Consider the following 21,026-nt stretch of genomic DNA (forward strand, 5'->3'; position numbering starts at 1 on the left):
ACGGTAACATACGTAAAAAGGCTACCTGAAAATCCTCCGCTCCATCGGAAGCGGTATTTTTCAGGTAGCCTTTTGTTCAAGCGGCTAGGCCGAGTTTAGATCGGGCGGGTATTTCTTTCCAGCCACTCTTTGGCGGCGCCTTCGGTGCGCGGGCCGAGTTTTTCGCGCACGAGGGCGTGGTAGTCGTTCAGCCAGGCGGCTTCTTCATCGGTCAGCATGCTGCGCTCGATGAGCTGGGTGTCGATTGGGCACAGGGTGAGCTGCTCGAAGCAGAGATAGCTGCCGAATTCGGTTTCGGCCGGCTGTTTCACGCGGCGGTGCACCACCAGGTTTTCGATACGGATACCCCATTTGCCCGGGCGGTAGAGGCCGGGTTCGTTGGAGGTAATCATGTTTTCTTCCATCATGTTGTGCTTGATGCCGGCCACGTTGTAGGCGATGCGCTGCGGGCCTTGGTGCACGTTGAGGAAGTAGCCGACGCCGTGGCCGGTGCCGTGGCCGTAGTCGCACTGCTCTTTCCACAGCGGGGCGCGGCAGATGGTGTCGAGAATCTGGCCGGAGAGGCCTTCGGGGAACACGGCTTCGGCCAAGGCGATGTGAGCCTTGAGCACGAGTGTGTAGTCGCGTTTCTGCTGTGCGGTGGGCTCGCCGATGGGGATCACACGGGTGATGTCAGTGGTGCCGTCGAGATAGTGCGCGCCGGAGTCGATCAGCAGCAGGCCTGGGCCTTTGATGGTGCTGTAGTATTCGGGGGTGGCGGCGTAGTGCGGCAGGGCGCCGTTTTCGTTGAAGCCGGCAATGGTGTCAAAGCTGGCCGATATGAAGTGCGCCTGTTTGCTGCGGTGTTCATGCAGCATGGTGTCGATATCGAGCTCGGTTACGGTTTCGCCGGCGGCCAGTTTCTGCTCCAGCTCGGCGAAGAAGCCGCACAAGGCCGCGCCGTCGCGGATCATGGCTTCTTTGGTGTGCTCGATTTCAGCTTCGGGCTTGCGGGCTTTATAGAGGGTGCTGGGGTTGATGTCTTCCACCACGCGCACGTTTTCAGGTAGCCTGTTGAGGGTGTAAACGGCAGTGCGGTCGGGATCGACCAGCAATGTGCCGCTCAGTTTGCTCATGGCATCCACGATGCTGCCGTAGTCGGCCACGTCAATTTTGGCTTCTGCCAAGGCTTTGCGGGTTTCGTCGTTGAGCTTGGCGGGGTCGATAAATAGGGTGGAGCGTTCGGGGCCGATCAGCAAATAGCCGAGGAACACAGGGTTGAACGGCACGTCGCTGCCGCGCAGGTTGGTGATCCAGGCGAGGTCGTCGAGCGAGGAAATCAGATGGTGGTCGGCGCCATGCTCTTTCATGGCAGCGCGCACGCGGCTCAGTTTCTGTACGGCGTTTTCCGGTGAAAATTCGGGCTTGTGCACAAACAAGGGGCTGGCGGGCAGCCCGGGGCGGTCGCTCCAGAAGCTGTTGAGCAAATCAATGTCGTGGCGCAGTTGTATGTTTTTCTTGGCAAATTCTGCCTGCATTTCGCGTTTTCCGGCCAATGAGAGACCGTCGGCGGGAATGCCGACTACGGCTTTTTCAGGTAGCCTTTGCACCAGCGATTCCAGCATGCTGGGGCGGCCTTGGCCGAGTTTTTGCAATACGAAGCCGCTGCCTTCCAGCTGGCGTTTGGCTTGTTCCCAATAACGGCTGTCTACCCACAGCTCGGCAAAATCGGCGGTAACAGCCAGGGTGCCGACCGAGCCGTCGAAACCGGACAGCCAGGTGCGGCCGCGCCAGTGTTCGGGGAGGTATTCGGACATATGCGGGTCGGCGGAAGGAACGATCCAGGCGTCAATCTGCTGTGCTTTCATGGCTTGCCGCAGGGCGGCGAGGCGTTGCGCGGGACTAGTAGTCATTGCTTGCTCCTTGACGGTTTGATGAGAAATAGCGGCAGCCGGAGAACTGGCTACCTGAAAACAGAGGGCAATCCATCGCGGGCTTTGCCGGAAGCCGCAGCATGCAAACTGCTCTGCGGCTTGTGCAAGCCAACCGGCGGCGGGAAACAACCGCTTTGCCCGGAAGCTGCCTATGGCCGGTTCGTTTATTTCATACAGATGGGAAAGCTTCTGCACAAAATCCGCTGCCGGCCAGCTCCAACTATAGTATAGCCCGCCCGCAGCCGCAAGCCGTGGCATAAAATTTCAAGCAAAAACTTCAAATCGCCTGCCCCATATCAATAAAGGCTACCTGAAAAAGCAAAACCCGCATTCAAACGGATACGGGTTTGTCTGATTATAAAGATGGAAACGACGGGATTAATCCACATCCACCAGCATATTGTTCAGCTTGCGCATCATCAGCATCAGCACCACGCCGCCGCCGATGCCCAGCGCGCCGAGCAGGCCGTAAAACTCAATGGCTTTTTCCGCCACATAGCATTCGTCCACCAACACGCCGCCTAGGGTAAAGCCCAACGAGAGCGTGAGGAAGTTGAACGACACCATCTGCGTTTTAAACGATTTCGGCGCGATTTTGGTGGCCAGCGATAGCGAAATCGGCGAAAGCAGCAGCTCGGAAATGGTGATGGTGAGCAGCAGCAGCGCCATGATCACCAGCGGCATCACCGTGCCGGAAGTGAGGAAGGGGATGAAGCACAGGTAAGACACACCCAAAATCACCATCGCCATGGTGAATTTCATCGGCGTTCTCGGCTGGCGGTAGCCCATTTTGGTCCACAAAGCCGCCATCACGCCGGCAAACACAATCACCCACAGGCTCTGCAAGGCGCTCAGCCAAGCCACCGGAATTTCAAAGCCATTAATCATGCGCAGCGCAGCCTGATCTTGGTCGAAATACACGGTCACCACGGTAAACACCTGCGACCACACCGCCCAGAACAAGCACATCACGATGAACAACGGCACATAAGCCACCATATGGCGACGCTCGTCGCTGGAAACCTGCGGATCGCGGAACAGTCGGATGAAATACAGCAGGCTGGTGACGATCACCGTGCCCAACAGCACCTGCGAGAAATTATCCAAAGTGAGCAGGCCGGCAGCAATACAGCCGCCGATCACGGCCAGGCCGGCCGCTACCACGCCCAGCGCAGCGCCGTATTTCTGTTTCGGCAGAGGATTGGCCGGCGGCGTATCCGGCAGCGAAGCGCGGCCGCGCCAGTATTGCCACAGGCCGAAAGCCATGCCCACCGCAGCGGCACCGAAGCCGTAGTGGAAACCGAATTTCACCTGCAACACGCCCACAATCAGCGGGCCCACAAAGCCGCCAATATTGATGGCGGTGTAGAAAATGGAGAAACCGGCATCGCGCAGCGCACGGGTGGATTCCTCTTCATACAGCGAACCCACCATCGCTCCGGCGGAAGATTTCACCCCGCCGCTGCCCAAAGCAATCAGCAAGAGGCCCACCACCAAGCCACTCAAGCCCGGCAGCACCGCCAACGCAACGTGCCCCAGCATCACTACCACGCCCGACCAAAACAGCGTCTTCTCCGCACCCAGCAGGCGGTCGGACAGCCAGCCGCTCAAAATCGTAGCCAGATAAATGCTGCCGTTGTAGGCGCCCACAATGGCGGCGGCCTTGGTCTCATTCATGCCCAAGCCGCCCTTGGTTACTTCATAATAAAGATAAATCAGCAGGATGGCCTGCATACCGTAAAACGAAAAACGCTCCCACAATTCGATGTGGAACAGCGTGCCCAGCTGGCGGGGGTGGCCGAAGAAACCGGCTCTGGCGCCAGCGCCCACGGCGGGAGCCGCCGCAACTTGCTCATTGGTTGGAGTGGTCATGGATATTCCCTCAATGTTTTTTATGCCTATCAGAGGCTAATTAAAAACCGCCGCACCCCGCCTCCGTCCAACCCTGGCAAGTCTGCTTCCGGCCCATACGGCATCGGCGCGGCAAAAAATAAATTCCTCCCTTACCCCAAGAAAGTTTGGCATCGGAAGCGGAACATGCCGAGCAGCATTTCCACTCCGCAGCCACCCTTTCCTGTTTGAAGGAGGATTGGGGCGTACTTTTACACGCAATACGCCTGCTTGGCAAGCGCAACTTGTCAAGCAGGCGCACAATGATTCCAATTTTTTTACTGTTTGTTACACTTAGCCGACAATCGCGGCGATAGCCAAGGCAAATCGGGAGGCCGGAGGAATGCCTTCCCACGGCGTTTTTTAAATTACTTTCAATAGATTAAAGGCTACCTGAAAACCGTTTGGCAGGAAATCTGCCCTGAAAGTTTTCAGGTAGCCTTTCTTATGGCCGACATTTGACCGGAAAGCCTATGCGGCCGACAGGGTTAAATCGGCTGGGTGTTTTTCTCCAGCCAGGCTTTGGCGGCACCTTCGGTGCGCGGGGCGAGGGCGGCGCGCACTTTGGCGTGGTAGTTGTTTACCCATTGGATTTCTTCGGCGGTAAGCAAATCACGGTCGATTAACTGGGTGTTAATCGGGCACAGGGTGATGGCTTCGAAGCAGAGGTAGTTGCCGAATACGGTTTCCTCGGGGTTTTCCACGCGGCGGGCCACCAGCAGGTTTTCGATGCGGATACCCCATTTGCCGGGCCGGTAGAGGCCGGGCTCGTTGGAGGTGACCATGCCGGGCTTCATGGCGTTGTGCTGGGTGAGCGGCTTGAGGATGGAAATCACCTGCGGGCCTTGGTGCACGTTGAGGAAATAGCCGATGCCGTGACCGGTGCCGTGGCTGTAGTCGCGCTGGGCGCGCCACAGTTGGGCGCGGCAAACGGCGTCGAGAATCACGCCGCTGAGGTTTTCGGGGAACACGGCTTGGTCGAGGGCGATGTGGGCTTTCAATACCAGGGTGTAGTCGCGTTTTTCTTCGGCGCTGGGGGTGCCGATATACACCATGCGGGTGATGTCGGTGGTGCCGTTGTGGTAGTGGGCGCCGGAGTCGATCAGCAGCATGCCTTCGCCGTCGAGGTAGCTGAATTTTTCGGGCTTGGCCAGGTAGTGCGGCAGGGAGCCGTTGGCTTTGAAGCCGGCGTGGGTGCCGAAGCAGAGGCCGACGAAGTGGGGCTGTTTTCTGCGGTGTTCGTAGAGCATAGTGTCGATGTCAAGCTCGCTGAGGCGTTCGCCTTTGGCCAGTTTCTGCTCGAGCTCGGCAAAGAAGCCGCACAAGGCCACGCCGTCTTGCACCATGGCTTCTTTGTTGTGCTGGATTTCGGCTTCGGTTTTGCAGGCTTTAAACAGGGTGCTGGGGCTGATGTTTTCAATCAGCTTCACGTTTTCAGGTAGCCTGCTGAGGGTGTACACGGCGGTGCGGTCGGGGGTGATGAGCAGGCTGCCGCTGAGTTTGGCCACGGCTTCGCCGATGGCGGCATAGGGGGCGATGCCGATTTTGGCTTCGGAGAGCACTTGTTTGCTGTCGGCGGTGAGCTTGGCTTCGTCCACAAACAGGGTGGCGCTGTCTTGGCCGATGAGCAGGAAGGAGAGGAAAATTGGGTCGAAGGGCACGTCGCTGCCGCGCAGGTTGGTGATCCAGGCGATATCGTCGAGGCCGGAAACCAAGTGGTAGTCGGCGCCCTGCTCTTTCATGGCGGCGCGGATGCGGCTTAATTTTTGGGCGGCGCTTTCGGGCACGAATTCGGCTTTTTGTGCAAACACGGGTTTGTCGGAAGCGCCGGGGCGGCCTTCCCACACTTCGTCGAGCAGATCGACATCGTGGCGCAATTTAATGTGTTTCTTGCCGAAGGCTTGTTCCAGATGGCGTTTTTCGGCCAGCGACAATACGTCGGCGGCAATGCCCACCACGGCGTTTTCCGGCAGCTGCTCTACCAGCGAATCCACATGGGTGGGCGTGGTAACGAGTTTTTTCAGCACGGTGCCGGTGCCTTGCAATTGGTGTTCGGCTTCTTCCCAGTAGCGGCCGTCTACCCACAATTCGGAAGAGTTGGCGGTAACGATGATGGTGCCGGCGGTGCCGCTGAAGCCGGTGAGCCAGTTGCGGCCTTCCCAGCGGGCGGGGAGGTATTCGGAGAGGTGCGGGTCGCCGGTGGGAATGATCCAGCCGTCGATCTGGTGTTTCTTCATGGCTTGCCGCAGGGCGGCGAGGCGTTGGGCATATTGGTTACTCATTTGTTTACTCCTTGACTAAGTTGATATTTTTCAAACGACAGCCGCAGGATAAGGGCGCAGCTGCCCTAGCCGGCCCGAATTTGCGGGCGGCGGAAAACATGAAACGGAGAGGGAATCTGCGAAGATTTGATTTTGAATCTGGGGAATCCCGTTTTCAGGTAGCCTCAATACGGCGGGAGGTTACCTGAAAAATATTGTGCATCAATCCACGTCGTGCAGCAGTTTGTTGAGTTTGGGCATCAGCAGCAGCAATGCTACGAAGGAGCCGATGCTCAAGCCGGCCAAAATCATGAAATACTGCGTGGCGGCCTCTTCTGAATAGAGCTTGTCGCCCAGCACCCCGCCCAGCGTGAAGCCGAGGGAAAGGGTGAGGAAGTTAAACGCAACCATCTGGGTTTTAAACGCTTTGGGCGCAACTTTGGTGGCAAACGACAGGGAAATCGGCGAGAGCAGCAGCTCGGCGATGGTGATCACCAGCAGCAGCAGCATCAGCACGATAATCGGCATCGGCGTGCCGGAAGAGAGGAAAGGTACGAAACCCAAGTAGGCCAAGCCCAAGAACAGCATAGCCAAGGTGAATTTCATTTGGGATTTCGGCTGGCGGGTGCCCATTTTGGTCCACACGGCAGCCATTACGCCGGCCAAGCTGATCACAATCAAGCTCTGGTAAGTAACCAACCAAGCCACCGGCACGGTGAAGCCGCCGAAGGTACGGTTTACCGTTTTATCGAAATACAGGGTAACGGAGCTATACACTTGGGAATAGATGGCCCAGAACAAGCACATCACGATAAACAGCGGCACATAGGCAATGATGTGGCGTCTGTCGGCCTCGGTGGCTTCTTTGTCGTGGAACATCAGGAAGAAATAGCCGATACTGATGCAGGTTACCACGCCCAGCAGGATACTGGAGAAGTTGTCCAAACGCAGGATTTTGGTGGCAATCAGGCCGCCGATAACGACCAAAATGCCCACGGCCATACCGATGGCTTTGCCGCGCTGCTCTTTGGGCAGCGGATTGGGCAGCGGCAAATCCGGCAGTTTACTTTTACCTTTAACAAACAGCGTCAGGCCGATGGCAATACCAACCACTGCGCCGGCAAAGGCCATGCGGAAGCCCATATGGGTTTGCAGGTAGCCTGCCACCAGCGAGCCGCAGAAGCTGCCGATATTGATGCCGGTATAGAAGATGGAGAAACCGGCGTCGCGCAGGTTGCGGGTGGATTCGTCTTCATACAACGAACCAACCAAGGTGCTACAGGCAGATTTCACGCCGCCGCTGCCTAATGCGATAAAGGGCAGGCCGGCCAAACTGCCCACGCCGGGAATCATCACCAATAGGATGTGCCCCACCAACATGGTGGACACGGCTAAGAACAAGGTATTTTTTGGCCCGATCACGCGGTCGGCAAACCAACCGCCGATGATGGTGGAAAGATAGATACTGCCGTTATAGGCGCCCACAATACCGACGGCCAGCGCCTCCGGCATTGCCAAGCCGCCCTTTTCGGCTTGGTAATAAAGATAAATTACCAGAATGGCCTGCATGCTGTAGAACGAAAACCGTTCCCACAGCTCAACTTGGAACAATGTTCCCAGCTGATGCGGATGGCCGAAGAATTTTTTTTCGGTCGACGTAGTCATTTCAGCGTCCTTTACATTGTTTATACGCCATAAAGTCCAGCAACATCCCTCTACATCATCCGTGTTGCACAGGGCTGACTACCATCTGCGGCATTCTGCCGGTTTGGCCTGATTACCTTTTGGAATCAGCCCTATGTCTCACTCAGCGACCATTCAAGCGGTTGCTGTTACTGTATTTGGTTTGGGAAAATATGCCTAGCCAAGGCATAGAAACTAAAGGTCGCTCGTCAGCTCAAGGCTAGGCTTTTGTATATCAATCCACATCGTGCAGCATGCGGTTGAGGAAGGGCATCAGCACAAACAGTGTCACGGCAGAACCGAGACCGAGAGCAGCCAGAATAATATAGAACTGAGTGGCTGATTCCGGGGTATACAGCCTGTCGCCCAACACACCACCGAGCGTAAAGCCCAAAGAGAGGGAGAGGAAGTTAAACGATACCATCTGGGTTTTAAACGCCTGCGGCGCAACTTTGGTGGCAAAAGAGAGGGAGATCGGGGAGAGCAAGAGCTCGGCTACCGTAATCAGCACCAGTACCACCATCAGGATAACGAGCGGCATCGGCGTATTGGTGGAAAGGAAGGGAACGAAGATTGCATAAGCGATACCTACCACCAAAGTAGCCAAGGCAAATTTCATTTGGGAGCTCGGCTGGCGGTCACCCATTTTGGTCCACAAGATAGCCATAGAACTGGCCAACACGATCACAGCCAAACTTTGGAAGGTGAGCAACCAAGCCACCGGCACTTCGAAGCTGCCAACCTGACGCGGCACGGTTTCTTCAAAGTACGCAGCCACAATGGTGTACATCTGCAAATAGGCCGCCCAGAACAGGCACATACCCACAAACAGCGGAATATAGGCAATCAGGTGGCGTTTATCGGCCTCGGTAGATTTTTTGTCGTTAAACATCAAAAAGAAATAACCGATACTGATCACACCCACCACACCCAGCAGCACGCTGGAGAAGTTTTCGAGATTCACCAAGCCGGTGCCAACCAAACCGCCGAGAACGGCGCAGATGGCCACCACGATACCGATGGCTTTACCGCGCTCCTCTTTCGGCAGAGGGTTAGGAACAGGCGTTTCCGGCAGTTTGCGTTGCCCTTGCAGGAAGGTCAGCAAGCAGAGCACCATGCCAACCACGGCTGAGGCAAACACCATACGGAAACCGTATTTCGGCTGCAGATAGCCGGCCAGCAGCGTACCAAGGAAAACACCGGTGTTGATTGAAGTGTAGAAGATGGAGAAACCCGCATCGCGCAGCTTCTGCTCGGATTCGGCTTCATAGAGCGAACCCACCATGGCACTGGCCGTGGCTTTGAAGCTACCGCTACCCAAAGAGATAAGGGGCAGGCCCAACAGACTAGAATAGCCGGGCAACATCACAAGCAGGATATTACCGGCTAACATCACTACTGTAGACAAAAGCAGAGTATTTTTCGTACCGAGCACACGGTCGGCCAACCAACCACCAACGATGGTGGTGAGATAAATACTGCCAGCGTATGCGCCCACGATACCGGCGGCGAGCGATTTTTCCATGCCTAAACCGCCGCCTTCCGTGGCCTGCTTATACATATAAATCATCAAGATGGATTGCACACCGTAGTAAACGAAGCGCTCCCACATTTCGATGAAAAACAGCGTACCCAACTGCCGTGGGTGGCCGAAGAACCTTTTTTCGGTTGATGTTGTCATTTCAGCATCCTTTAAATCAAGATTTAAAAAACGCAGTTACCCTGCCGGAACTTATCCCGCACAAACTATTACGCCATACGGAACAAGCATACCGCTTGGCACTGACCACATCAGCCGATTGATACTGAAACGTCTGAGATTTGCTGCTTTCCCAGCTCTGCCAACATGAGACACTGCCATTTCCGGCAAATTACTACACTGCGGCAAAACATCTTTTCTTTACATTCCAAGCAAGCTTTGCTTGGCATTAGAAGCATACGCAATTGTCTGTTCTATTAACAATCGTTTCCGACCCTAAAGAAAAGACTGTCGGCGTAACATTAATCTTTTCATGTTTTTTTGTCAAGAAATATTAAGAACCCTCGTTTGAGGCGAGTCAAAGTTATTATCTGCCTTTTCAGGTAGCCAATTGGTCATTTCATTGCTTTTTTAACGGAGCAATATGTAAAGTCTGATTGTTATCAATAATCTGTTTCAGCAAATCAATGTTCGGGTGTTTGCCCGGGTGAGCCTCGGCATCGGCGGTATGCTCGGCAAACCACTCCAAGCCCTGTGTGGCGGCTTTGCCATCTAGGCGGTTGGCAAACTTCTCGGCCAGGGCGTAATACAGCCGCAGGGAGCCGAGTTTGCCGGGCGCGGCGGGGATATGGTGGACGGTTTGCCCGGCTGCGTCTTGAATATCGATGCCGCTGAGATGGTCGATACTGGGGAAGGTGGCGAGGTTTTCGGCAAAGGTGGTCATGATGTGCTCCTGTGTTGGGTTGAATTGGCGGATTATTCTTCGTCGCCGTAGTATTTGACGCCGATTTTGATGGGCGGGCGACCTTGCGATTTGCGATGGTGGTTGGAATCGCGCAGGGAGTAGGCGCAACCGCAATATTCTTGCTGGTAGAAGTGTTCGCGCTTGCTGATTTCGATCATGCGGGCGCTGCCGCCACCTTTGCGCCAGTTGTAGTCCCAATACACCAAATCGGGGTATTTTTCGGCTGCACGGCGGCCGCAATCGTTGATTTGGTTCATGTTTTTCCAGCGGGAGATGCCGAGGCTGCTGGTGAAGACGTGAAAGCCGTGTTCGTGGGCGTATTGGGCGGCTTTTTCGAAGCGCATGTCGAAGCACATGGTGCAACGGATGCCGCGTTCGGGCTCGAATTCCATGCCTTCGGCTTTGGCAAACCATTCTTTGCGGTCGTTTTCGTAGTCGTCGTCTTTGTCGATGAAGGGGATGCCGAATTTTTCGGCGAAGCGCATGTTTTCTTCTTTGCGCAGCAGGTATTCTTTGAGCGGGTGGATGTTGGGGTTGTAGAAGTAGATGGTGTAGTCGATGCCGGAGGCGAGCATGGCTTCCATCACTTCGCCGCTGCACGGAGCGCAGCAGGAGTGCAATAAAACTTTGTTATGCCCGCCTGGCGGAATGAGCACGGGGCGGCTGATGGGGGTAACTTCGGCGGTGGTGCGAGTCATGTTTTGTCCTGCCCTGGGGGGGCTTGTTTGATTTGGGTAGGGATTTTAGCACTAAACGCGGCGGGCTGACGGGCTACCTGAAAACCTGGTTGGGCGGATGATGGGGGAGCGGTATTTTTCAGGTAGCCTCTTGCCAAACACAAAGGCTACCTGAAAATTTGGGGCAACTATAGTGGATTACATTTAAACCGCTACGGCGTTGACTCTCATTGCCGTACTGCTTGTACTGTATATTTAGGTGGCCTGCTCTTTAATGAATATAAAAGGGCTACCTAAAAACCGGTACTACGTTTTCAGGTAGCCTCACAATCAAAATTGCCTGAAAGGGCAAAACCCTTCCAGGCAATCTGGCAGAAACCGGAATCAGCAGCAGCGGCCGCCGTTGGCACCGCAGCGGCGCTTACGGCAATAATCCGCAAACTGTTGCTCGGTCATCACGGGCGCTTTCGGGTTGTAACGCCTTTGGCGCGCCACATAGTTGGCGTAGTCTGGCACGCCCACCATCAGGTTGGCGGTCAGCTTCGCCGTTTTCCAGGCGTTCTGCAAGTGCAGCTTAAGCTTGTGCTTCATTGTTTCCAGCCTCAGCGGCAGCCGCTTCATTGCGGTATACCGGCGGAATTTCCTGAGCAGTCGGCCACGCCACTTTGCGGGCTTTCATGGCTACGCGGAAGCCGTAGATGGCCACTACCACAACCACAGCCAAGAACAGGATGGTCAGACCGGAGTTCACCGTATCGTTAAACGCGATGCGGCCCATCTCTTCAGCGGTTTTGGCCGGAGCCAAGATTTCGCCTCTAGCCAGAGCATCTTTGTATTTAGCAGCATGGGCCATGAAGCTAACGCGCGGGTTGGAGTCGAACACTTTCTGCCAACCGGCATAGCAGGTTACCAGCAATACGCCGAGGGCGGGCGCCAAGGTAACCCAAATGTAGCGGTCGCGTTTCATCTTGATCAGAACCACGGTACACAGGATCAGAGCCACGCCAGCCAACATCTGGTTGGCGATACCGAACAGCGGCCACAGGGAATTAATACCACCCAGCGGGTCGGTTACACCGGTGTAGAGGAAGTAGCCCCACAGAGCCACGGCCATAAAGGTAGCAATCAGGTTGGCCGGCAGGCTGTCGGTGTTGCCGAACGGTTTGTAGAAGATACTACCCAAGTCCTGGATCATGAAGCGGGCCACACGGGTACCGGCGTCCACGGCAGTCAGGATGAACAGGGCTTCAAACAGCAGCGCGAAGTGATACCAGAACGCCATCATGCTTTCGCCGGGGATCAGCTGGCTCATAATGTGAGCCATACCCACCGCCAGAGTCGGCGCACCGCCGGCACGGGACAGAATGGTGTGTTCGCCCACTTCTTTGGCCACGTGCAGCAGGGTGGCTTCGGTTACGGGGAATCCCAGCTGGGTAGTGATCACTTGTGCGGCATTGGCAGCGTCGGTGCCGATCAGGGCAGCCGGGCTGTTCATGGCGAAGTACACACCTGGGTCCAGAGAGGCAGCGGCAGCCAGAGCCATAATGGCCACAAAGCTTTCCATAATCATGCCGCCGTAGCCGATCATGCGTACGTGTTCTTCGTTCTCAACCATTTTCGGGGTGGTACCAGAAGAAATCAAAGCGTGGAAGCCGGATACCGCACCGCAAGCGATGGTGATGAACAGGAAGGGGAAGAGATGGCCTGAGAATACCGGGCCGGTACCGTCGATAAAGCGGGTAACGGCGTGCATCTGCAGCGGCGGGCTAACGATGATGATGCCCAAAGCCAATGCGATGATGGTACCGATTTTCAGGAAGGTGGAGAGGTAATCGCGCGGGGTCAGCAGCAACCATACCGGCAGCACGGAAGCGATAAAACCGTAGATCATCACTGCCCAAGCGATAGACAGGCCTTCCAAGTCGAAGTAGTGCCCGAAAGAGCTTTCGGCCACGTCTTTACCATACACAATCGCCAACACCAGCAGGATAAAGCCGACCACGGAAATCTCACCGATTTTGCCCGGGCGGATATAGCGGGTGTACACGCCCATGAAGAGGGCGATCGGGATAGTGGTGGCGATGGTGAAGGTACCCCACGGGCTGTGGATCAAGGCTTTCACCACGATCAGCGCCAGCACGGCCATAATGATCACCATGATCATCAGGATACCGATAGAGGCAATCACGCCGGGCACAGTACCCAGCTCTTGCTTCACAATGTCGCCCAAGGATTTACCATCACGACGCATAGACACGAACAACACCATCGCGTCCTGCACCGCACCGGCAAACACCACGCCGAAGATAATCCACAGCGTGCCCGGCAGATAACCCATCTGCGCGGCCAGCACCGGGCCTACCAACGGGCCGGCGCCTGCAATGGCGGCAAAGTGGTGGCCGAACAATACACCCTTATGGGTTGGCACATAATCCAAACCATCGTTATGGCGCTCGGCCGGCGTGAGCCGGTTCGGGTCGAGCTGCATAACGTTTTTGGCGATATACAGACTATAAAAACGGTAGGCAATGCAATATACGGAAACGGCGGCAATCACCATCCATACAGCACTTACCTGCTCCCCTCGATGGATGGCCAAAGTGGTAAACGCGGCCAGGCCGGCGAGCACCACAATGCCCCATATCAGGATGCTTTTGAGCTTGTTCATGATACACAACACTCCGATTCAATAAAAATAAAACGGCTGCGGTTCAGCTTATCACTGCCTATTACGACAGCCACCCATCCGGCAATCGCCGCGCCGCACGGAAACCCGATGCGGCTATAGCTCCTGCCAAACGGTCAAAGCTTAACATATTTGTGGATTTCCATGAGTAAAATTTTTACAAGCACCACGGTATTTTTACCCGAAATTGGACAAAAGCTCCAAATTCGGCGGCATAAACTGCCGAAAGCACGTTAATTTGATTTAAGTCAACCTTCAAAATCCCGATTTTGCCACGCAGAACCGGCAAAGCTGACTCAACAGGCCGGCCAAGCCATCCGCTCCAACGCGCGGTTGTACCTTATGCCTGCTTGGTTCAAATCGAAACAACACCAGTCGGCAATGCTCTGGTTTATTTCCATCTTAACTGCATGCCAACGCATCTCCGCTTCGCGCCGGCGTTGCCGAAAGCAGGCTAGAATTTTCAGGTAGCCTGTTGCGCCCAATTAGGCTACCTGAAAAACTGAGGCTACCTGAAAGCAATGCCTTGGCGCAGCCACGGACGTATCGTTGAGTGATCATCCGCCATTAAAGCACCAGCCCCAACGCCGCTCAAACCGGAAACGGCCGCAAAAAACCGGGCAGCCTTTAAATCGGCTGCCCGGTTTTTCTGACGGCTGCTGGTTTATTGCGCGGCCGATCCGCCATTGCGGCGGTAGCGGCCGGCCATGGATTTGTACACCATGGCTTCGTGGTGGAGGGTTTGGTAGCGGGCGTCAAGCAGGCTTTGCGCGCTGCCGTATTCGGTGTTGAGGGCGGAAAGCCAGTCTTTGAGTTCGTTGCGGCCGTGTTGGTAGCGTGCGCGGTAGTAGCGGCTGTTTTCCACGTCGAGGCGGTAGCGGCGGCGCAGGTTTTCCTGGCTTTGGCGGCTGCTTTGGTATTGGCTGTAGTTGGTTTGCACTTCGTTGAGCGCGGTGGTGAGGGCTTTTTCGAAGGCGAGCTTGGCGTTTTCAAAGTCGGCTTCGGCGCTGCGGTCGCGCCAGCGCAGGGTGTGCCTGTTTAAAAAGGGCAGGTTGAGGCTAACGCTGCCGCCCAATATCGGCACGTTGAAGAAGTTGCGGCTGTGCTCGGACGATGTGCTGAGGGCGGCGTTCAGGCTGATGCTGGGATACCAGCTGCGGTATTGCGCCTGCTGGCTTTTGAGGGCGGATTGCAGGCGGTAGTCGGCGGCGATGAGGTCGGGGCGGGCGGAGAGGGTGGAAACGGGCACGTTTAAATCGACTTTTCCGCCTTCGGGCAGGCTGAAATCGGCGGGCTGCACGGCCATTTGCTGGCCGGGGCGCAAGTTGAGCAGGTTGCGCAGGGTGGCTTCGGCGTTTTCGCGGCTTTGTCGGAGCGAGAGCAGGCTGTTTTGCGCGGAAAGCAGGGATTGCTCGGCCTGGGTAACTTCGATGGAGGCGGAGCGGCCGTGGCGGTATTTGCTGTGGGCGATTTGCAGGATTTGCTGATAGTGGCCGACGGATTGTTCGGCCAGCTTGATGGCTTCGTTTAAATAGGCTACCTGAAAATAGGCGTCGGCTACGTTGTTGACCACGGTGAGGCGGGTGGCGGCCAAATCTTGCTCGGTGGCGCGCTGCTCCCACACTTGGGCGGAGGCGGTGGCGTTGAGGCGACGCCACAGGTCGAGCTCGTAGCTTAAGCCGAGCTGGCTGCTGTAGCTGTGGCTGTTAGCGCGGGTGTCGAGGTTGCGGCTGGCGTTGGCGCCGAGCGAGGCGTTGTAGGCGGGCACGAGGTTGGCGCCGAGGATGTTGGCCTGATACAGGGCTTTGTTCACATTGATGGCTGCCTGTTTCAAATTCACGTTGTTGGCCAGCGCCTGCTGCACCAGGTCGTTGAGGCGGCTGTCGCCGAACACCTGCCACCAGTCGCTGTCGGCCTGATAGGCGCAACCTTCGGCCTGGGCACACTGCCCGGCGGCATCGGCCACGGCGGCGGGCGGGTTGACCGCGCCTTCGCTTTGCGCCTGCGCCAGGCCGATTTGGCTGTTGGGGGTGCGATCGATGGCGCAGCCGCTGAGCAGCAGCAGGGCGAGCACGGCGGCGCGGGCGGGGACGGCTTGGGTTGTCGGTTTCATAAACCCTCGTTTCTTGGTTGGGTGTTGGTGTCTGGTTTGGGTGGTGCCGGGATTTTTCAGGTAGCCTCCGCCTGTCTGCGGAAAGCGCCGGAATGCAAACCTACGGTTTGCCGACCCTCGCCCCTGCCCTCTCCCCATGGGGGAGTTAGTTTCAGGCAGCCTGCTAATTTTCAGGTAGCCTTCATGATGTACAAGAAGCTTTGCAGGCTACCTGAAAGCGCAAGCTTCAACGTAGTTAAAACGATGTCTTGCGAAGCAAGGCTGAGTTTCTGTGCAGCTAAAGCGCAAACTTCAACGATAAGTTAAAACGATGTTTCCGAAGGAAGCGGAGTTTCTGCGAAGCTAAAACGGTATCTTTCTGCAGTGAGGCGCATTTTTCAGGTAGCCTCACGCCGCCCGGCTAATCGCGCGACAGGGCGGCAATCGGATTGAGCTGCGAGGCGTTTTTGGCCGGCATAAAGCCGAACAGCACGCCAATAAAGGTGGAGCACAGCACCGCGCTCACAATCGACCAGGTGGAAAACGACATGGCAAATTCGGTGGCCAATGCGTTGAAGCCCGTGCCGATTAAATAGGAAAGCATAATCCCCGCCGCGCCGCCAATGAGGCAGATCAGCACGGCCTCAATCAGAAACTGCTGCAAAATATTGCCCTGCCGCGCGCCGATGGCCATGCGCACGCCAATCTCCTTGGTGCGCTCGGTTACCGACACCAGCATGATGTTCATCACGCCGATGCCGCCCACCACCAATGAAATCAGGGCAATGCAGGAAATCAGCAGCGTCATGGCGCTGGTGGTTTTTTCGATGGTTTGCTTGATGCTGTCGCTGTTGCTGGTGAAGAAGTCTTCCGTGCCGTGCCGCGCCAGGAGCAGCTCTTTGATGCCCTGCTCGGCCACCGAAGTGCTCACGTCGTCTTTGATTTTCACAGTTACCGAGCTGATGTAGCGCTCGCCGGAAATGCGGTTCATTACCGTGGTGTAGGGCGCCCACATTTGCAGGTTGTCGGCGCCGCCAAAGCCGTTTTGGTCTTCCGCGCTGATGCCGATTACGCGCAGCGGGCGCTTGCCAAATAGAATGGTTTGGCCGATGGGGTTGGTGCCGTCGGGGAAGAGCTGCTTGCGCGTGTTCGGGTCGATCACCACCACCTGCGCGGCGGCGTCCACGTCGGCTTGGTCAAACAGCCGCCCCTGATCGAGCTTGATGCCGCGCACACTGAAATACTGCTCGCCCGCGCCGTAGAGCTGGGCGGTAACGTTGGTGTTGCGGTAGGTGACGGTGGCGCTGGAGGTGGTCATCGGGGTAACGCTGTCCACATAGCTTTGCTTGCCGATGGCTTGGGCGTCGGCGATGGTGAGCGTGCGGATGCGGTTGCGGCGGCGGTCGCCGAAGCCTTTGCCGGGATACACGCCGATGGTGTTGGTGCCGATGGCGCTGATGTCGGAGAGGATTTTCTCCTGCGTGCCGCGCCCCAGCGCCACCACGGACACCACCGAGGCGATGCCGATGATGATGCCGAGCATGGTGAGCAGCGAACGCATTTTGTGCGACATAATGGCCTGCACCGACATTTTGAAGGCTTCCACAAACTGGTCTTTGTAAAACAGCCAAGACTGCTGCTCACGGCGGCTTTCCACGCTGCTGGGCGGGATGTTTTCGTTTTTGCTGCGGTCGGCGATGATTTCGCCGTCTTTGATTTCGATCACGCGGTTGGCGAAGGCGGCGATGTTCGGGTCATGCGTGACCAAGATGATGGTGTGGCCTTTGGCGCGCAGGCCGCGGATGATTTCCATCACCATTTCGCCGCTGCCGGAATCGAGCGCGCCGGTGGGCTCGTCGGCGAGGATGATTTCGCCGCCGTTCATCAGGGCGCGGGCGATGGAAACGCGCTGCTGCTGCCCGCCGGAAAGCTCGTTGGGGCGGTTGGCTTCTTTGCCGGCCAGGCCTAAATCGGCCAGCAGCATATCGGCACGTTCCTGCCTGTCTTTCTGATCCATGCCGGCATACACGGCGGGCAGGGCCACGTTGTCGCGGGCGCTGAGCGCGCCGAGCAGGTTGTAGCGCTGAAAGATAAAGCCGAACTTGCGCCGGCGCAGCGCGGCCAGCTCGTCGCCGCTCATCTGCGCGGTTTCCACGCCGTCGATGCGGTAGGAGCCGGAAGTGGCGCTGTCGAGGCAGCCGAGGATGTTCATCAGCGTGGATTTGCCGGAGCCGGATTGGCCGATGATGGCGATGAAGTCGCCTTTTTGGATGCTCAGGCTGATGTCTTTCAGGATGTGGACGCGGTTTTCGCCCTCACCGAAATAGCGGTTGATGTTGCGGCATTCGATTAGGTTCATATAGATACGGCTTTCGTTGCGGCGGGGAGGCTACCTGAAAACGATGTTTTGCGAAGCAAAGTTGAGTTTCTGCGAAGCTAAAAACGGGCACGGCAAGGTTCCTGCGAAGCTCACATTTTCAGGTAGTCTCAAATTTCAGGTAGCCCTAGCTATGGAACGGGCTCGGCATCGGCCAATCCGGCTTGCTGCCATCATTTAGCCGAGCCAATCTCAAACCAGTACAAGGCGGCGAGCCGCAGACAGTAGGCAATACGGCAAGGCGAGCCAACGCGGTAATGGTTTGAGAGCGGGTCGGCTCATTTACATCGGCGGGCCGCCCTGCCAATCCTTCACCGTGCCGTCGCTCTCCGACACAATCACTTTCTCACCTTCTTTCACGCCCGATTTCACTTCGGTGCGCGTGCCGTCGCTGATGCCCACGGTGATGGTGCGCTCCTCCACTTTGCCTTCGCCCAGCAGCACGCGCACATAGCGTTCGCGGCCGCGCTGCTTCACGGCGGCGGAAGGCACGGTGAGCACGTTTTTCGCTTCGCCGATCACGATGTTGTTTTGCGTGGTCATGCCGATGGCGAGCTTGCCGTCTTCGTTGGGCACGAGGGCGCGGGCGTAATAATAGATGGCGGTGCTGGTGGTGTCGGTGCTGGTGGTGTAGCTGCCTTGCGAGAGGGTGGTGAGGCCGGGGTCGATGCTGTCGAGCTTGGCTTCACGCTCACTGTCGGGGTCGGCCAGCGTGGTGAAGAGCAGGGTTTGCCCGGCTTTCACGCGGGTCACGTCGCCTTCGGCAATCTGCATTTTGTTCAGCATGCGGCTCAAATCGGCCACCTGGCCGATGGCGGGCGTGCTCTGCGCCGCATTCACGGTTTGCCCTTCTTCCACTTTCACCGACACCATGGTGCCGCTAATCGGCGCGGTGATGCGGGTGTAGCCCAAATCGGCTTCGGAAGTGTTGATGGCGATGCGGGTTTGGCGGATGGAAGATTGCAGCTCGCCCACCTGCGCCTTGGCGGCGGCATAGGCGCCCTGCGCGCTTTCCAGCTCTTCTTTGGAGGTGGCGTTTTCTGCCCACAAGGCCTGCTCGCGTCGGTATTTGCGCTCGGCGTTTTGCAGCGCCACACGAGCAGACACAAGCTGCGCCTGATAGGTTTCCAGTCGGGCTTTGTTGGTGTTCAGCGCGTTGAGCTGAGTGGTGGAATCGATTTCGGCGATGAGGTCGCCCTTTTCCACGTGCTGCCCGAGCTTCACATACAAATGCTTGATTTGGCCGGAAGCCTGCGCGCCCACGTCCACCAATTGCGCGGCGGAAATCTCGCCGGTGGCGGATACGGTTTGGCGCACGTCGGCGCGTTTCACTTCTTCGGTGAGGTAGGTGGTTTGCGGCTTGCTCGGCTTCAAAAAGGCATAGCCCGCCGCGCCCACGGCCAGGGCGGCTGCCGCCCACAATGCCCATTTCAACGGTTTTTTCATCTTGCTCCGCCTGCCGTTTGCCGGCAGCTGTTGGAAAATGCGGCTATTTTAGGAAAGCCCCGCCCCCCGCGCTATCTGATTAACCTTTCCTTACCCCGCCGCCCGGCTTTGTTGGCAAGGCTTTACCGAAGGATGGCGGCAGATCAAGAGGCTACCTGAAAACTTGGCCGGCAAGGTTGCGGCGCAACCAGTCTTTCCAAAAAATATTGAATGCCCAATGGCCAAAAATTTTCAGGTAGCCTATACATCTTGAGGCTACCTGAAAACTTTATTCGCAGCGCTGCACGCCCACGGTTTCCGCCAAAGCCCTGAGCCTGCGTTCGGATTTGGCCACATAGGGGTTGGCGGTGTCTCAGGCGTAGCCGGCGAGGATGGAGCTGATCATATTGCTGATTTCGGGCGTGCGCTGCGGGGCGTAGATGGCGTCTTGGAAGCTGCCGTCGTACCAGCCGTTCACATAGGTGCGGAAGGCGTTCACGCCCACCATCAGCGGTTCGGCGAAGTCGCGCTGCCAGTCTGCCTCTTCGCCCTTCAGCTGGCGGGCGAGCAGGTCGGCGGCGAGTTTGGCCGAGTGCATGGCGATGGTTACGCCGGAGGAGAACACGGGGTCGAGGAACTCGGCGGCGTTGCCCAAGAGGGAGAAGTGGCGGCCGTGCAGGGTTTTGACGTTGGCGGAATAGCCTTTGATGTGGCGGAAGGGGAAGTCGTTTTCCCATTGCGCGTCGGCCAAAATGCGGGCGAGCATGGGCACTTCGGCGGCGTAGCAGCGCAGGATGGCTTCGGAATCTCCCAGCCCGCCGAAGCGTTCGGGCAAGCCGACCACGCCGATGGAGCAGCGATTGTCGCCGAAGGGGATGAGCCACAGCCACACGTCGCGGTGCACGGGGTGGGTGGAAATGAGGATTTTGTTGCGGTCGAAATCGGGGTCGGCGATGTTGTCGTTGATGTGGGTGAAATGGGCTTCGCGCACGGGCAGCTCGGACGGGGTTTCCAAATCGAGCAGGCGCGGCAGCACGCGGCCGTAGCCGCTGGCATCCAGCACGAAGCAGGCGTGCAGTTCATACGCCGCGCCGTCTTCGGGCTGCACGGACAGGCGGGCAACACTGCCGCTATTGTCGAAGGCGGTAACGGCGTGGCCGAAGCGCACGTCCGCGCCCTGCTTGGCGGCTTCGTCGATTAAGATTTTATCGAAGATGCCGCGCCGCACTTGGTAGGTCGTGCCCGGGCCGGGGCTGAATTTGTCGGTGAAATCGAAATAGGTGTAGCGGCTGCCCCAAGTGAAGGCTGCGCCGTCTTTAAACTGGAAGCTCGACTCGGCCCCTACGGCGGGCAGGAAACCGGCTTCTGCCAAAAATTCCATGCAGTGCGGCAGCAGGCTTTCGCCGATTACGAAGCGGGGGAAGTGCTGCTTTTCGAGCACGCACACGGAAAAGCCGTGTTTGAGCAGCAGGGCGGCGGCGACTGCGCCGGAGGGGCCGGCGCCGATGATGGCGATATCGCAGGATTGGGACATGTTTGGTCTCCTTAGGGATGATGGAAAAGAAAAACACAAAACCG

At 57.2% G+C, this 21,026-nt stretch carries 12 protein-coding genes and 1 pseudogene; all 13 read right to left on the reverse strand.

Annotation, left to right across the window (positions count from 1 at the left end):
- Positions 1 to 95 precede the first annotated feature (95 nt).
- Positions 96 to 1,892: an aminopeptidase P family protein gene (locus tag LG371_RS01770; RefSeq protein ID WP_225747559.1), complete on the reverse strand. Its 1,797-nt coding sequence runs from the start codon at positions 1,890 to 1,892 to the stop codon at positions 96 to 98.
- A 399-nt stretch (positions 1,893 to 2,291) separates the two neighbouring features.
- On the reverse strand, positions 2,292 to 3,785 hold the full coding sequence (locus tag LG371_RS01775) for a peptide MFS transporter (RefSeq protein ID WP_082890699.1): 1,494 nt from the start codon (positions 3,783 to 3,785) through the stop codon (positions 2,292 to 2,294).
- Positions 3,786 to 4,291: 506 nt separating this feature from the next.
- On the reverse strand, positions 4,292 to 6,085 hold the full coding sequence (locus tag LG371_RS01780; RefSeq protein WP_225747560.1) for an aminopeptidase P family protein: 1,794 nt from the start codon (positions 6,083 to 6,085) through the stop codon (positions 4,292 to 4,294).
- Positions 6,086 to 6,286: 201 nt separating this feature from the next.
- Positions 6,287 to 7,729: a peptide MFS transporter gene (locus LG371_RS01785; RefSeq protein WP_225747561.1), complete on the reverse strand. Its 1,443-nt coding sequence runs from the start codon at positions 7,727 to 7,729 to the stop codon at positions 6,287 to 6,289.
- 253 nt (positions 7,730 to 7,982) lie between these two features.
- A complete protein-coding gene (locus LG371_RS01790; RefSeq protein WP_225747562.1) occupies positions 7,983 to 9,428 on the reverse strand; it encodes a peptide MFS transporter in 1,446 nt (481 codons plus the stop codon).
- A gap of 418 nt (positions 9,429 to 9,846) precedes the next feature.
- A complete protein-coding gene (locus LG371_RS01795; RefSeq protein WP_225747563.1) occupies positions 9,847 to 10,170 on the reverse strand; it encodes a DUF2322 family protein in 324 nt (107 codons plus the stop codon).
- 32 nt (positions 10,171 to 10,202) lie between these two features.
- Positions 10,203 to 10,889 (reverse strand): epoxyqueuosine reductase QueH, encoded by a 687-nt coding sequence (locus tag LG371_RS01800; protein WP_225747564.1) that lies wholly within the window; start codon positions 10,887 to 10,889, stop codon positions 10,203 to 10,205.
- Positions 10,890 to 11,252: 363 nt separating this feature from the next.
- On the reverse strand, positions 11,253 to 11,459 hold the full coding sequence (locus tag LG371_RS01805) for a YbdD/YjiX family protein (RefSeq protein WP_067590868.1): 207 nt from the start codon (positions 11,457 to 11,459) through the stop codon (positions 11,253 to 11,255).
- The gene (locus tag LG371_RS01810) at positions 11,443 to 13,536 is read right to left on the reverse strand and encodes a carbon starvation CstA family protein (protein ID WP_225747565.1); all 2,094 of its coding nucleotides are present in this window, start codon (positions 13,534 to 13,536) and stop codon (positions 11,443 to 11,445) included. The genes LG371_RS01805 and LG371_RS01810 overlap by 17 nt, the downstream gene beginning before the upstream one ends.
- Positions 13,537 to 14,218: 682 nt before the next feature.
- A complete protein-coding gene (locus tag LG371_RS01815) occupies positions 14,219 to 15,667 on the reverse strand; it encodes a TolC family protein (RefSeq protein ID WP_225747566.1) in 1,449 nt (482 codons plus the stop codon).
- 400 nt (positions 15,668 to 16,067) lie between these two features.
- Complete coding sequence (locus tag LG371_RS01820) at positions 16,068 to 18,005, reverse strand: MacB family efflux pump subunit (protein WP_067590859.1); 1,938 nt, start codon at positions 18,003 to 18,005, stop codon at positions 16,068 to 16,070.
- Between the two features lie 300 nt (positions 18,006 to 18,305).
- Positions 18,306 to 19,469 (reverse strand): efflux RND transporter periplasmic adaptor subunit, encoded by a 1,164-nt coding sequence (locus tag LG371_RS01825; protein ID WP_225747567.1) that lies wholly within the window; start codon positions 19,467 to 19,469, stop codon positions 18,306 to 18,308.
- Between the two features lie 268 nt (positions 19,470 to 19,737).
- Positions 19,738 to 20,982 (reverse strand): annotated as a pseudogene (locus tag LG371_RS01830) (NAD(P)/FAD-dependent oxidoreductase).
- Positions 20,983 to 21,026: the final 44 nt, after the last annotated feature.

Origin of the sequence: Eikenella sp. Marseille-P7795, assembly GCF_916618725.1 — a bacterium.
In the GTDB taxonomy this organism is placed as follows: domain Bacteria; phylum Pseudomonadota; class Gammaproteobacteria; order Burkholderiales; family Neisseriaceae; genus Eikenella; species Eikenella longinqua.

Coding starts and splice junctions, on each gene's coding strand:
- LG371_RS01825 (WP_225747567.1), bottom strand. CDS start 19,469: ATGAAAAAACCGTTGAAATGGGCATTGTGGGCGGCAGCCGCCCTGGCC.
- LG371_RS01810 (WP_225747565.1), bottom strand. CDS start 13,536: ATGAACAAGCTCAAAAGCATCCTGATATGGGGCATTGTGGTGCTCGCC.
- LG371_RS01815 (WP_225747566.1), bottom strand. CDS start 15,667: ATGAAACCGACAACCCAAGCCGTCCCCGCCCGCGCCGCCGTGCTCGCC.
- LG371_RS01780 (WP_225747560.1), bottom strand. CDS start 6,085: ATGAGTAACCAATATGCCCAACGCCTCGCCGCCCTGCGGCAAGCCATG.
- LG371_RS01805 (WP_067590868.1), bottom strand. CDS start 11,459: ATGAAGCACAAGCTTAAGCTGCACTTGCAGAACGCCTGGAAAACGGCG.
- LG371_RS01820 (WP_067590859.1), bottom strand. CDS start 18,005: ATGAACCTAATCGAATGCCGCAACATCAACCGCTATTTCGGTGAGGGC.
- LG371_RS01800 (WP_225747564.1), bottom strand. CDS start 10,889: ATGACTCGCACCACCGCCGAAGTTACCCCCATCAGCCGCCCCGTGCTC.
- LG371_RS01795 (WP_225747563.1), bottom strand. CDS start 10,170: ATGACCACCTTTGCCGAAAACCTCGCCACCTTCCCCAGTATCGACCAT.
- LG371_RS01775 (WP_082890699.1), bottom strand. CDS start 3,785: ATGACCACTCCAACCAATGAGCAAGTTGCGGCGGCTCCCGCCGTGGGC.
- LG371_RS01790 (WP_225747562.1), bottom strand. CDS start 9,428: ATGACAACATCAACCGAAAAAAGGTTCTTCGGCCACCCACGGCAGTTG.
- LG371_RS01770 (WP_225747559.1), bottom strand. CDS start 1,892: ATGACTACTAGTCCCGCGCAACGCCTCGCCGCCCTGCGGCAAGCCATG.
- LG371_RS01785 (WP_225747561.1), bottom strand. CDS start 7,729: ATGACTACGTCGACCGAAAAAAAATTCTTCGGCCATCCGCATCAGCTG.